The organism is Pseudomonas sp. s4, assembly GCF_046764235.1.
GTDB lineage: Bacteria > Pseudomonadota > Gammaproteobacteria > Pseudomonadales > Pseudomonadaceae > Aquipseudomonas > Aquipseudomonas asiatica.
This window is the reverse complement of record NZ_CP177209.1, coordinates 1,244,953-1,258,057: the sequence shown is the minus strand read 5'-3', so window position 1 is coordinate 1,258,057 and position 13,105 is coordinate 1,244,953. Positions and strand designations below refer to the sequence as shown.

General features: G+C 63.0%; 12 protein-coding genes. 5 read left to right on the top strand and 7 right to left on the bottom strand.

From position 1 onward, the window contains the following. Genes ACK56M_RS05895 through ACK56M_RS05880 form a run of 4 tightly spaced genes read right to left on the bottom strand, consistent with a single transcriptional unit; the run spans position 1 to position 5,278 of the window. Positions 1-1,449, bottom strand: coding sequence for a GspE/PulE family protein (locus tag ACK56M_RS05895; protein ID WP_085720735.1), 1,449 nt, complete (start codon positions 1,447-1,449; stop codon positions 1-3). Beyond that, positions 1,449-3,212: a type II secretion system secretin GspD gene (gspD, locus tag ACK56M_RS05890; protein WP_170977507.1), complete on the bottom strand. Its 1,764-nt coding sequence runs from the start codon at positions 3,210-3,212 to the stop codon at positions 1,449-1,451. Before gspD ends, ACK56M_RS05895 begins: the two co-directional genes overlap by 1 nt. Before the next feature lie 3 nt (positions 3,213-3,215). Next, positions 3,216-3,641: a pilus assembly protein PilZ gene (locus tag ACK56M_RS05885; protein ID WP_411959297.1), complete on the bottom strand. Its 426-nt coding sequence runs from the start codon at positions 3,639-3,641 to the stop codon at positions 3,216-3,218. Then, entirely contained in the window at positions 3,638-5,278 is a 1,641-nt protein-coding gene (locus ACK56M_RS05880; RefSeq protein ID WP_411959296.1) for a lipoprotein UxpA, read from the bottom strand. Before ACK56M_RS05880 ends, ACK56M_RS05885 begins: the two co-directional genes overlap by 4 nt. Before the next feature lie 223 nt (positions 5,279-5,501). On the opposite strand from ACK56M_RS05880, the gene ACK56M_RS05875 reads away from it, so the two are divergent. Then, a complete protein-coding gene (locus ACK56M_RS05875; RefSeq protein WP_015269119.1) occupies positions 5,502-7,562 on the top strand; it encodes a PhoX family protein in 2,061 nt (686 codons plus the stop codon). A gap of 542 nt (positions 7,563-8,104) precedes the next feature. Continuing rightward, positions 8,105-8,716, top strand: coding sequence for an RHS repeat-associated core domain-containing protein (locus ACK56M_RS05870; RefSeq protein WP_232880415.1), 612 nt, complete (start codon positions 8,105-8,107; stop codon positions 8,714-8,716). A gap of 305 nt (positions 8,717-9,021) precedes the next feature. Here ACK56M_RS05870 and ACK56M_RS05865 read toward each other — a convergent pair whose 3' ends face one another. Together ACK56M_RS05865 and gspK are read right to left on the bottom strand one after the other, a co-directional pair. After that, a complete protein-coding gene (locus ACK56M_RS05865) occupies positions 9,022-9,993 on the bottom strand; it encodes an IS110 family transposase (protein WP_411959049.1) in 972 nt (323 codons plus the stop codon). 290 nt (positions 9,994-10,283) lie between these two features. Next, entirely contained in the window at positions 10,284-11,249 is a 966-nt protein-coding gene (gene gspK, locus ACK56M_RS05860) for a type II secretion system minor pseudopilin GspK (RefSeq protein ID WP_015269118.1), read from the bottom strand. 145 nt (positions 11,250-11,394) lie between these two features. Between gspK and tatA the strand changes: the two genes are divergently transcribed. From tatA to tatC, 3 genes are read left to right on the top strand one after another with little or no spacing between them, the layout of a single operon-like run. Next, a complete protein-coding gene (gene tatA / locus ACK56M_RS05855) occupies positions 11,395-11,628 on the top strand; it encodes a twin-arginine translocase TatA/TatE family subunit (RefSeq protein ID WP_015269117.1) in 234 nt (77 codons plus the stop codon). Continuing rightward, a complete protein-coding gene (tatB, locus tag ACK56M_RS05850) occupies positions 11,628-11,933 on the top strand; it encodes a Sec-independent protein translocase protein TatB (protein WP_015269116.1) in 306 nt (101 codons plus the stop codon). Before tatA ends, tatB begins: the two co-directional genes overlap by 1 nt. Beyond that, the gene (gene tatC, locus ACK56M_RS05845) at positions 11,930-12,691 is read left to right on the top strand and encodes a twin-arginine translocase subunit TatC (protein WP_100412960.1); all 762 of its coding nucleotides are present in this window, start codon (positions 11,930-11,932) and stop codon (positions 12,689-12,691) included. The genes tatB and tatC overlap by 4 nt, the downstream gene beginning before the upstream one ends. Positions 12,692-12,793: 102 nt before the next feature. Here tatC and ACK56M_RS05840 read toward each other — a convergent pair whose 3' ends face one another. Beyond that, complete coding sequence (locus ACK56M_RS05840; RefSeq protein ID WP_015269114.1) at positions 12,794-13,105, bottom strand: hypothetical protein; 312 nt, start codon at positions 13,103-13,105, stop codon at positions 12,794-12,796.

The window sequence follows — 13,105 nt, the reverse complement described above, 5'->3', positions numbered from 1 at the left end:
TCAGCCCTGCACCACGCGTAGTACTTCGGCCAGGCTGGTCTCGCCACGGGCCAGGCAGTCACTGGCCATCGCCACCAGGCTCTGCCGGCGCTCGGCCAGGTAGTCCTGCATGGCCAGTTCGCTGGCGCCGTCGTACAACAGGCCGATCAGCCCGGCATCCAGCTCGATGAATTCATACAGGCCCAGGCGCCCGACATACCCGCTGCCCTGGCACTGCTCGCAGCCCACCGCGTGGTAGCTGCTGCCCAGCGCCGCCAGCTCGGGCCACAGGTCGCGTTCCGCCGGCTGCAGCGGGTGCGCCACGGCGCAACTGCACAAGCGCCGCACCAGGCGCTGGGCCAGTACGCCGCGCAGGCACGAGGCAATCAGGAACGGTTCGATGCCCATGTCGCGCAGGCGGGTCACCGCGCCCACCGCACTGTTGGTGTGCAGCGTGGACAACACGAGGTGGCCGGTGAGGCTGGCCTGCACGGCGATCTGCGCGGTCTCCTGGTCACGGATTTCGCCAAGCATGATCACGTCCGGGTCCTGGCGCAGGATGGCGCGCAGGCCGCTGGCAAAGGTCAGCCCGGCACGCGGGTTGATGGCGGTCTGGCCGATGCCTGCGATAGCGTATTCCACCGGGTCCTCGACCGTGAGGATGTTGCGGCTGCCGTCGTTGAGGCTGTTGAGGCTGGCATACAGGGTAGTGGTCTTGCCCGAACCGGTCGGCCCCGTGGACAGCACGATGCCGTTGGGCCGCGCCAGGCAACTGCGCAGGCCGTGCAATACCGCTGCCGGCATGCCCAGGTTGCCCAGCGCCAGCAGGCTGGCCTGCTTGTCGAGCACACGCATCACCACCCGTTCACCATGGATGCCGGGCAGGGTCGAGACCCGCACATCCACTTCGCGCCCCGCCGCACGCAGGGTGATACGGCCATCCTGGGGCTGGCGCTTTTCGGCGATGTCCAGACGGGCCATGACCTTGATCCGCGACACCAGCATGGCCGACAACGCACGCGGTGGGCGCAACACTTCGCGCAGGTGGCCATCGACACGCAAGCGCACCACCAGGCTCTGCTCGAAGGTTTCTATGTGAATGTCCGAGGCACGCAGGCGCAGGGCCTGGCCGAACAGGCCGTTGATCAGGCGGATTACCGGGGCTTCGTCGTCGCTTTCCAGCAGGTCCTCGATGCGCGGCATTTCGCTCATCAGGCTGTCCAGGTCGACCTGGTCGCCGATGCCTTCGATCAGCGCCTCGGTGGCGGCATCGCCGGCCTGGTACAGCTGGCCGAGGCGTTCGTCGAACAGTGCAGGCTCCAGGTATTCGAGCAGGCTGGGCTGGCCGTGCACGCGCAGCAGCTCTTGCAATTGGGCGCTGTCGGCGTCGTGCCGCAACCATAGCTGCCAGCCCTGCTCCGCAGGGGCCATGGCCACCCCGCTCTGCCGTGCCTGGCGATAAGGCAGCATCACCAGTCACCGCCTTCCAGCCGTGCGCGGCTGGAGGGGAACACCTGCAACAGCGGCGTAGCGTTTTGCGCATCCGCCAGGTCGGGCAACTGCAGCGGCGTGGTCTGCTGCAAGGTGCGGTACTTGTCTTCGCTGAGCCCGGCCAGGCTCGGCCCGTCACGCAGGATGCGCGGGCGGATGAACACCATCAGGTTCTGCTTGGTGTTCTTCGTGGCGTCGGAGCGGAACAGCCGGCCCAGGTAAGGGATATCGCCAAGCAGCGGCACACGCTGGTCGCTGGTGCTCAGTTCGTCGCTGATCAGGCCGCCGAGGATCACCAGGCCGTTGTCCTCGACCATGACCTTGGTCTTGATCTCGCGCTTGTTGGTGATCACGTCGCTGGCAGCCGTGGTGTCGGCAATCGACGACACTTCCTGGACGATGTCCAGGCGCACGCTGTTGTCGATGTTGATCTGCGGCTTGATGCGCAGCTTCACCCCGACTTCCTTGCGCTCGATGGTCTGGTACGGGTTGGCGTTGTTCTGCGTCACCGATCCGGTGACGAAGGGCACTTCCTGGCCGACCAGGATCGACGCCTCGGCGTTGTCCAGGGTCAGCAGGGTGGGCGTGGACAGCAGGTTGAAGCCGCTCTTGCCCTTCAGCGCGTTGACCAGCATGGCGAAGTTGAAGCCGCCGCCGAAATGGCCGATACCCGCCATGGCGCCGGTGGTGCTGGACAGCAAATCGCCAAGGGCCTCGTTGTCGCCACTGGCAGCGGCCCCGGCGATGCTGGCGATGTTTACCCCGTTGCTGCCGAAATTGACGATGCCGGCACCGAACTTCTCGTCGGCGAACAGCCACTGCACGCCCAGCTCCTGGGCGCTGCTGTCGGACACCTCGGCGATGATCGCTTCCACCACTACCTGGGCACGGCGGATGTCCAGCTGCTCGACGATGGCGCGGTAGGCGGCCAGCTCGCTGTCGGGGCCGACCATGACCACGGCGTTGGTGCCTTCTTCGTATTCCAGGCGGATGCCCGAGCCCCCGGCGACAGGCACTACGGGCCTTTCCTTGCCCTCTGCTTCGCCCGCACCTTCAGAGGGCGCCATGCCTTCCTGGCTGAGCCCGCGCAACACCTTGACCACTTCACCAGCATTGGCATGGCGCAGGTAGATGACCTGGGTACTGCCACTGCCTGGTGCGTCCTGGGGGCGGTCGAGCTGGCGCAGCAAGCTGGCGATACGTTCCAGGTTGCTGCGCCAGTCGGTAACTACCAACTGGTGCGCTGCCGGATAAGGTGTGATCACACCGACCCGTGGGTCGATCAGGGGCTTGAGAATGCCCAGCACCTGCTCGCTGGCGGCGTTGCGCACATTGAATACCCGCGTAGCCACGCTGTCGCTGCCTTCCCCCTGCTGCCCTCCCGCCTCCACCGGCACAGGCTCCAGGCGGGCGGCCTGGTCGGGAACGATCTTCACGCTGCCATTGGGCAGGTCGACAGTGGCGTAGCCCTGGGCGCGCAGCTGGGCCAGAAAGATGTCGTAGATGGCATCGGCGTCGTGCAGGTCGACGGTGCGCACGGTGACCTTGCCCTTGACCCGGGGGTCGACGATGAAGGTGGTGCCGGTGATGCGCGACACGCTGTCGATGAACTCGCCCAGTTCGGTGTCGACGAAGTTCACCTCGTACATCGGCGTACCGTTGTCGTCGAACACCGGCTCTTCAGCACAAGCCATGGACAGGGCCAGGCTCAGTGCGGCCGCCACGCAATATCTAACAGGCATCGTTCATCCTTGCCGCTTGAAGCCGGTCACGGCGGGGCGTGGCGGCCAGGGCAGGCGTTCACGCCGCCCCTGGTTGTTGAAAATCAGGCCATCGCTGTCGATGTCCTGCAGCACGATCCCTGGCGCCAGGCGCTGGCCGCGGGCCAAGGTGCGCACCTGTTCGCCATAGCGCAGCACCACCACGCTGGAGGCCAGCGGCTGGGCCTTGAGGCCACCCAGGTATTGCAACGGCAGGCGGGTGATGACGATGGCACCGTCGTCGACGGGTACCTGCCAATGGCCAACCATCAAGCCAGGCAGCGGCTTGTCGGGCGCGGCGGGCGCAGTGGCCGGTTGCGGCTGGCGGCCCAGTTGCAGCACGCACTGGGCCGCCAGCCAGCCGACCAGGGTCAGGCCAGCGCCAGTCAGCAGGCGCGAGGCGAGCATCACGAGGCCAGTTGCCTTGGGTGCCAGCCCGGGTGCCCCTGCACGTAGCGCACTTCGGGCAGTTGCAGCGGCGCCAGTTGCCAGTCGCTTGCCTGGCGGGCGAGCCAGGCTTCGACCCGTTGCCACAGCGGCTCGCCGGCCTGGTTTTCGAATTGCAGGCCAAAGGTGCGGCACAGGCCCTGCACCGGCTCCAGGCCACTGATGCGCTTGCCTTGCGGGCTGTAGCTGACACGCCAGGCCTGGCCCTGCCAGCGCGGCAGGTCCTGGCTGTTGTCCAGCAGCAGCGGGTCGCCGAACAGTTGCTCCGCGGCGTTTTCCAGCACTTGTTCGACCTGCCGGGCCGGAGCTTCGACCACCGGTGCCGGGTAGCCACCGGTGAGGCTGATCAGGTGTTCGCGGGTAATGGCCGCCCCGGCGGGCAGCGGATAGTCGTAACGCAGGCCCGGCAGCAACACCGGCATGCTGCTGTCGTCGGCCAGGGCCTGATGCAGCAGGCGGTCCCAGCTGCCGCCTCGGGTATCGCGGCGCCACAGCGCCTGGGGTGCGCGGGCCAGCGGTTGGTCGAGCCAGGCTGCGTGGCCGGCGCGCTGCTGGCGCAATTCTGCCTGCAATGCCCCGATACGCTGCTGCGCGGCGGGTGCCAGCTGGTGCTCAAAGGCTGGGAAGAAACGCCCGTCGAACTGCCACAGCCCGGCCACGCGCTGGCAGCGCAGGCGGAAGGTGCCGCTGCCCCGGCAACCGGCGAACAGCACCGGCACGCGGCGGCCGCTGGCCTGGCTAACCTCGACCGGCGCCGGCCACAGGTCCTGGCCGCGGGCGCACAGCAGCACGTCGATCTGCGGCACCCGCTCGGCCAGCCACAGGCCCGGCCCGGTACCGACATCAGCCATGGCTACCACCAGGTCAGCATCGCGCCGCGCCTGTTCGAACACCGGCTGCAATGATTGGTACCACTGTTTAAGAGAGGCTTTCTGGTCCTGGGCGTAGGGGTCGGTCACGCCGACCACAGCAATACGTGCACCGCCACGTTCGAAGACGTGCAAGGCTTCCAGGCCCAAAGCCCGGCGTTGTGTGTCTGCCAGCCCGGCGCCCAGGGTAACGGTGCCAGCCTGGCGATACAGCGCCGGGCTGCGCTGTGGCCACAGCACGCGCTCGTCACTGCTGACCCGCGCTTCGCTGCCCAGCAGCTGGCTGCCCTGCAGGCCGCTTTCGCCCTGGGTCAGGTAGGCCAGGCCACTGCCATTCCAGCCCTGGCCGTTTTCCAGGGTCAGGCTGTTGCCCGCCCCAGCCTCGCCGCGCAGTTGCTCGAGCAACGCCGCCAGCACCGCATAGCCGCCCAGCTGGGCAGATGCAGCCTGGCTGGCATCGAGCAATGGCGCCAGTTGCGGGTAGGCGATGCTGGCACTGCTGCCGGTCATCCATGGGGCGCGGCCCAGGTGGCTGACCGGCCCCAGGCGGGTGGCCGGCACCACGGCCTGGCCAGGCTGGCGGGCATCGAGGGTGTCGGCCACGTACAGCAGGTCGAAGCTGGCATTGCCGCCCTGCTGCCCAGGAAGGGCGGAGCAGGCGCCGAGCAACGGTGCCAAGGCACCGATACCCATCCAGCTGATCACTTCGCGCCTGTGCACACTGCTTGCCATCGAACCCGCCATCCTTATCCATGTTCATTCAGGGCCCCGGATGTTGCGGCGTTGGCATTACAGTTTGATGGCAGAAATCCGACAGCCATTCCAAATTGATCTGTAGAGCACGCTTCTAAGAGCGAGTTGTTTTAAAACCCCTTTAACATTTCTGCCAATGAATCATCATATTTGCGCACTAAAGTCGCGGTTCCTTCAACTCAGCCAACATAAGGACACCCTGATGAGTCGAGATACCGGCGACAACCTGGACCGGAACCAAAGCGGCAACCTGCCGATGGCCAGCGTTATGGACGCCTACCTGAGCCGCCGCAGCGTGATGCGTGGCAGCCTGGGCGCCGCCATCGCCATGATTGCCGGTACCGGCCTGACAGGCTGCTTCGACGGTGGTGGTTCCGATCACGATGATCCGGTCACCGAGCCACCCGTGACTGAGCCGGAAGTGCCGAAACTGGCACTGGGCTTCCAGTCCATTCCGGGCTCGCGCACCGACGCCTGCGTGGTAGCCGCCGGTTACAGCGCCTATGTGCTGGCGCCCTGGGGCACGCCGATCAACAGCAACGGCAACCCGTGGAAATCCGACGGCAGCAACACCTCGACCGACCAGGCCAACGCCATGGGCATGCACCATGACGGCATGCACTTCTTCCCCATCAACGGCAGCTCCGAAGACGGCCTGCTGGCGATCAACTTCGAGTACATCGACACCGCCGCCCTGCACCCGGCCGGCCCGACCACCGATGTGAACGGCAAGCGCCCGGTCGAGGAAGTGCGCAAGGAAATCAACGCCCATGGTGCCGGCGTGGTGCGCCTGCAGAAAATCGGCGGCCGCTGGCAGGTGGTCGACAACGACCCGCTCAACCGCCGTTTCACAACCGCCTCGCGCATGGAAATAACCGGCCCCCTGCGCGGCACTGATCACGTGAAGACCAAGTATTCGCCGGACGGCACCCACTGCCGCGGCACCAACAACAACTGCGGCAACGGCTACACCCCCTGGGGTACCTACTTGACCTGTGAAGAGAACTGGCCAGGCATCTTCGTCAACAAAGGTACCCGCCCTGAAGACCAGCGCCGCATTGGCGTGGGCACCTCCAGCGGCCAGTACAAGTGGGAAACCGCAGCCGGTGACAGCAGCGAAGTGGCCGACGAATTCGCTCGTTTCGACGTCACCGTCAAAGGCGCCAGCGCCACCGACGACTACCGCAACGAAGCCAGCACCTACGGCTACATCGTCGAGATCGATCCGTACAACAGCGCCACACTGGCCACCAAGCGCACCGCGCTGGGCCGTTTCCGCCACGAAGGTTGCTGCCCGGGCCTGGCGGTCGCGGGCAAACCGCTGGTGTGGTACATGGGCGACGATTCGAACAACGAGTACCTGTACAAGTGGGTGTCCACCGCTGTGTGGGACGCCGCCGACGCCAACCCCGCCGACCGCCTGGCCACCGGCGCCAAGTACCTCGACCAGGGCAAGCTGTACGTGGCACGCTTCAATGCCGACGGCACTGGCGTATGGCTGCTGCTGGACGTGGGCACTGCGACCACTGGCGGCAGCACCTTGGGTGCGCTGTATGGCGACCTGCCGGGCATCATCCTCAACACCCGTGGTGCTGGCGATGCGGTGGGCGCAACGCCGATGGACCGCCCGGAATGGACCACGGTCAACCCGCTGAACGGCGACGTGTACCTGACCCTGACCAACAACAGCGCGCGCACCCCGGAGAAGGTCGATGCAGCCAACCCGCGCGGCCCGAACCGTCACGGCCACATCATCCGCTGGCACGACAGCGACGACCAGCTGAGCTTCACCTGGGACATCTTCGTGTTCGGCGCCAACGCTGCCGGTACGGCCGACATCAACCGCTCCGGCCTGACCGAACTGAACCAGTTCGCCAGCCCGGACGGCATGAGTTTCGATAGCCGTGGCGTGTTGTGGTTCGAGACCGACAACGGCGAGAGCACCGTGACCGACTACACCAACGACCAGCTGCTGGCAGTGATCCCCACCAATCTGGTGGATGCCAGCGGCAAGCAGGTGCCGGTGAACGCGCAGAACCAGGTGGACCTGCGCCGCTTCTTCGTCGGGCCGAATGGCTGCGAGGTGACCGGCATTACCTTTACCCCGGACAACAAGACGCTGTTCGTCAACATCCAGCACCCGGAGAACTGGCCGTATACCGACAAGGCCACCGATGCCACCCCGGCAGGTGCCACGGTAAGGCCGCGGGCTGCGACCGTGGTGATCCAGCGTATCGATGGCGGAGAGATCGGCACCGCCTGATTGATCTGCGCACGGGGGCCGCTTTTGCGGCCCTATCGCGACACAAGGCCGCTCCTACAAGGGATCGCATTCCCCTGTAAGAGCGGCCTTGTGTCGCGATGGGCTGCAAAGCAGCCCCGGAAAAATCATCCGTTACATTTCTACTCGGGACCGCATGCCCAGTAGCAGTGTATTCAAACCACCTGATAAATCTGCCAGTAGACATCCGCAAGCTTGTGAAAAATACTTTTACCACTTGTAACCCTTTGGAACACACACATGCGTTCAGCAACGCCCCAATCAAAACGGAAAAAATTCTTTTTCCAAGATAACCAATTGACTTGTGAAGCAAGTGACAGCCCACGTCGCCTATTGTGGGCCAATGGCATTACACTAGCGGAACTAGACACCTCGAAAAAAGCCAGCCAAATTCTGCAATCCGACAATGCAAACACTGCTTTGCGCAGTATTCCAGAAGGTTTGCCACAAAACTATTCGCCCTATGGATTTCTCCAAACAACTCCATTCATCTTGTCGCATTCAGCGGGCAGCGACTCGATACAATGCTGCAATGTTATGCACTTGGCAATGGACGCCGATTCTATAGTCCCAGATCAAGACGATTTCTCCAGAGTGATAATCAATCTCCGTTCCGTAAAGGTGGACCTAATGGATACAGCTATTGCCAGAACGACCCCATCAATCGGCATGACCCAAATGGACAATGGTGGCAATGGTTGAAGCGGGGAGTAAATTGGCTGGCCGGTAAGCTTCCAACATATTCTGTAGATAGACCACAGTTACGCACCGGAAACCAAACCTTACAAAGCCCCAACGTTAATATAAGAATTCATACCACTGAACAAGCACCATCACCGGATTCATTTCACGTTTCACTAAATATCCGTGACATCGAGTTTGCCGCGAGAATAGGAAACAGAGTCATTAATAGTGCCACAGTACTAGAACCATTGTCTAATGCGGCCGTCAGACAGTTAAACCATGCAGCCGCTGGACTTGCAGTGGCCTATACTACCGACCGTGTAACGAATAGTATTTTTGGCGAACCCAATACGGCTCTCGCTGTAACCGCCGAGCTCGGAACTCTAGCTTATCTCGATAGACGCCTAATCAGTGATACTGCATCAGCCATTCGAAATGTATATTTCCGATAGCACCATAATGCTTCAACCGCCATTGAATTAGCTTTTGCAATCCAAGGGTGCTGTCGAGCAAATTGGAGCAGCGCCGTGGTCTTGTGACGCGCCTCTTCCAAGGATGTATTGCTCAGCGAAAAATAGTTCCGCGACATGGGCCACGGAAAGGCTTCAGGCTGTGACTGTGGTGATCCAGCGTACTGATGGCGGCGAGATTGGGACTGTCTGACCGTTCTGGGCATAGGGGCCGCTTTGCGGCCCTATCGCGACACAAGGCCGCTCCTACAAGGGATCGCATTCCCCTGTAGATACCGTCTTGACCCTCACCCTGCAAGAGGGATTTTGGGGTCAAACGGTATCCCCGACTTCACCACCCCATAAACCAGGTGCAGCAGCTTGCGCATCGCCGCGCAAACGATCTGTTTATAGGCTTTGTGTCGGCTGTTCAACCGCTCTGCCAGTGCCTTCACGACAGGGTTGTACCTGATCGAGACAGTGCCTGACATCCACAAGCCCGCCCGCAGCCTTGAGGCGCCTGTACGCGAGATAGTGCTCTGACCTATGAACTCTCCCGATTGCTGCACTACCGGGTTCAGGCCTGAGAACGCGACGATCGCAGAAGAGCTTTGGTATTTCAGTGGATCGCCCAGTTCGGCGAGCAGCAACGTAGCAGTGGTGTCACCCAAACCATCTATCGAAGTAATCAGATCACGTCGCTTGCGCAGGTCTGGATCATCATCGATCGTCTGTTCGATGGCCTTCCTGGTCTTTTCCAGTTCTTCGGTGATGTGCCCGATGACGTCTTGAATCGACTGCTGCACCGCATCCTGTGCGACATCCAAACGATTCTGCTCCATCTGGCGCATTTCCTTGAGGTCGTCCAGTCGCCGCACCAGAGCACGCAAACGGCGCTGTGCAGGTGGCTCCGGCTCCCACTGGCGAAGCGAGGCCGCCTTCTGCTGGCCATAAGCAGCAATGACTTTGGCGTCAGCTTTATCGGTTTTGACGCGCCGAAGCTCCACGTCAGCGAATTTCGCGATCACCGCCGGGTTCAGAATACACACCCGATAACCTTGGTTGTGACAGTGCTCGGCTAACGCTTCGTGATAGGTGCCTGTGGCCTCCATAACGATCCAGGCGCCTGGTTCGGCATGGCGCTCAAGCCAATCGCTGAACTGCTTGAACCCTCCAGGATCATTGGACAGCTTGGCTTTGGTGCGCGTCTTGCCGTTGGGAAGTGGGGTGGCAATGTCGAAAGATTTTTTGGCGACATCAACGCCAACAAAGGCGGACATGATCTTCTCCTTCAAACTACGAAAGTCGATCACCCTACACTCAGTTCAACCTTGTTAATGCGTGCTCACGCCGGGGGCGGGCACTAGATACCGTTCGAACTCGTCGAGTGGGGTTGAAAGGCCAGAGCGTTATCTACAGTGCGGGCTCGATGCCCTTGGAGCGGCTCCGCTTCAAGACCTTCCCTCGATGATCAGTCGAGAACTTTCGCCTCTTGGGAGGCGAAAGTCGAGATACAAGGAGCGGCCTTGTGTCGCGATGGGCTGCAAAGCAGCCCCGGCAATCTCAAGCCCTACCACACCATCGGCTCGCGGCTGCGCACCCGCACCTGCTGCGCCGGTACCCGGGCATGCCATTGCACCACCCCCAGCGCCTCCACCTGGAACTCACTGCGTATCACCCGCCCCTCCTCCGCGAACGACAGCTGCAACAGGAAATACCCGCTGTTCAGCAGCAGCCCTTCGCTCAAGCGCTCGAAGGTTTCGTCATCCACCGCCCCCAGGGCCTGGCGTAGCGCAGTTGCATCCACATACCCCGACGCCGGCCGGCCGCTGATGATGCGGCTGAGCAACGAGCGTGGATAACGCCCTTCATACAGCGCCTCCAGCAACGGCAGATGCTCCAGCCCCAGGGCATTGGCATTCAGCCGCCAGCCGGTGGTCTGCGGCAAGGCGCACAGCATCGGGTAACGGCCCTGGCGGCTGGCGTCCGGCTCCAGTAGCAGATTCAGCTCGCTGGTATCGAGCATCGGCTGGTTGGCAGCCAGGCGTGGTGGTTGCTGGCGCAGGTACTGGGCGCTCTCGGCGCCCTGCAGGCGGGCATCGCTGTCGGCATCCAGCCAGTCGGCCAGGGCATCGACCAGGCGCTCGGCAGCCATGTCGTCGCCCAGCAGGTAGCGCAACTGGCGCGCAGCACGCTCGCCGTCAGCACCGAGCAGCGCATTGACGTTGAAACAGGTGTGCTGGTCGCGCACCCGCAACTGCGCCTGGCCGGCGCCAAAATCGTAGTTCAACGGCTGCCCGCGCAAGGCCTGCCAGAACAGTGGGCTAAGCCGCCAGCTGGGGTCACGCAGGGCCTGCTCGGCATAGGCCAGGCCGGCCTGCTCCATCGCGCGCGCCTGCACCCGCTGGTGCAACAGACGCACATCATCGACCTGGCGTCGGCCATCTTCCACCAGCCAGGCCATGCCCGCCGCCAGCATCGCCAGCACAACCATCACCATCAGCAGGGCCGCGCCCTGCTGTTGCCTGCCACCCATCCTTGCCTGCCCCTGTCGCCGAATAAAGACGCCAGTCAACACGCCCGGTGTTGCAGGTAGATGGCAGTGACCGTTCGTCATGTGTACGTCATCTGCGCGAGGCAGGATTGTCTTTCCTTTTCATGACCTTACAGGAGTGGTCGCAATGGGTGGCATTGGAATCTGGCAACTGGTGATCGTACTGCTGATCGTATTCCTGCTGTTTGGTACCAAGCGCCTCAAGGGCCTGGGCAGCGATATGGGCGAGGCGATCCAGGGTTTTCGCAAGTCCATGGGCGGTGACACTGACGCCACTCCCCCAGCGCAAACGCAGGTGCAGCAACAGTGCCCGTTGACCGGTCAGGGTACGCAGCAACCGCAAGCAGACCGTCAGCCCTGATGTTCGAGGTAGGCTTCAGCGAGTTGCTGCTGGTCGGCATCGTCGCACTATTGGTTTTAGGCCCGGAGCGCCTGCCGGTGGCTGCACGCACCCTCGGGCGCGGCCTGGGCCAGGCGCGCAGGGCCATGCACGCCTTGCGCAGGCAGGTGGAGCGGGAGATCGAACTGCCCGCTGTCGAGCTACCCACTCTCGACAGTGCGCCTTTGCAGCGCCTGGAACAGGAGATCCGCCAAGGCATCAGCCTGAAAGCGGAGCCGGCCAATGATGCGGCCACGGTCGCTCCCCCCAAGGAAAACCTTTCATGAGCATTGCCATGGACCCGGCGGCGAGCATGCCGCTGACCGAACACCTGCGCGACCTGCGCAAACGCCTGATGCGTTGCCTGGCGCTGGTGGCGCTGGTGTTCGCCGGCCTGTTCCCCTTTGCCCAGACGCTGTATACGCTGATTTCCGAGCCGTTGCGGCGCTTCTTGCCGGAAGGCGCGAGCATGATCGCCACCAGCGTCACTTCGCCGTTCCTGACGCCGTTCAAGCTGACTGCGATGTGCGCAGTGTTTATCGCCATGCCACTACTGCTGCACCAGGCCTGGGGCTTTCTGGCGCCGGGGCTGTACCGCCGTGAACGGCGCATTGCCCTGCCGTTGCTGGTATCGAGCATCGTGCTGTTCTACGCCGGCATGGCCTTCGCCTTCTTCCTGGTGTTCCCGATGATGTTCGGCTTCTTTGCCAGCGTGACACCGGAGGGGGTGGCGATGATGACTGATATCAGCCAGTACCTGGACTTCATCCTTGCGCTGTTTCTGGCGTTCGGGCTGGCGTTCGAGATCCCGGTGGCGACGTTTATCGTGGTCTGGGTGGGGTTGGCCGATGTAGCTACATTGCGGCGCAGCAGGCCCTACGTGATCGTCGGCTGCTTTGTGGTGGGGATGATCCTGACGCCGCCGGATGTGTTTTCACAGACGATGCTGGCGGTGCCGATGTGGGTGCTGTTCGAGGTGGGGTTGCTGGCTTGTGGGTGGTTGAAGCGGACTGGGCAGGGCAAGGAGATTGTGGCTGGATTGTAGGGCCCTATCGCCGGCAAGCCAGCTCCCACAGAGATATCACAGGTTCTGATGACTGCGATATTCCTGTGGGAACTGGCTTGCCGGCGATGGCCTTGATGTGGTCTAGAACTCGGCGAGCCGCCAGACTTCGTAGGCTGGCGTCTCGTACGGGTGGCTCTGCTTGAGTGCAGCGACGACCTGGGCAATCAGGTCGTCAGCCACCACCAGCTCCACCTTCCACTCTTCCACCACCTCGACCTGGCCGGTTTGCCCGAGGAACGGCTGGCTGCCGTCCAGCGGGCGGAACTGGCCCTGGCCCAGCGTCTGCCAGGCGCAGTGGTCATAGTCACCGATGCGCCCGCCACCAGCGGCGAACACAGCGGCCTTGACCACTTCGACGTGGCTGGCGGGGACGAAGAAGGCGAGCTTGTACAC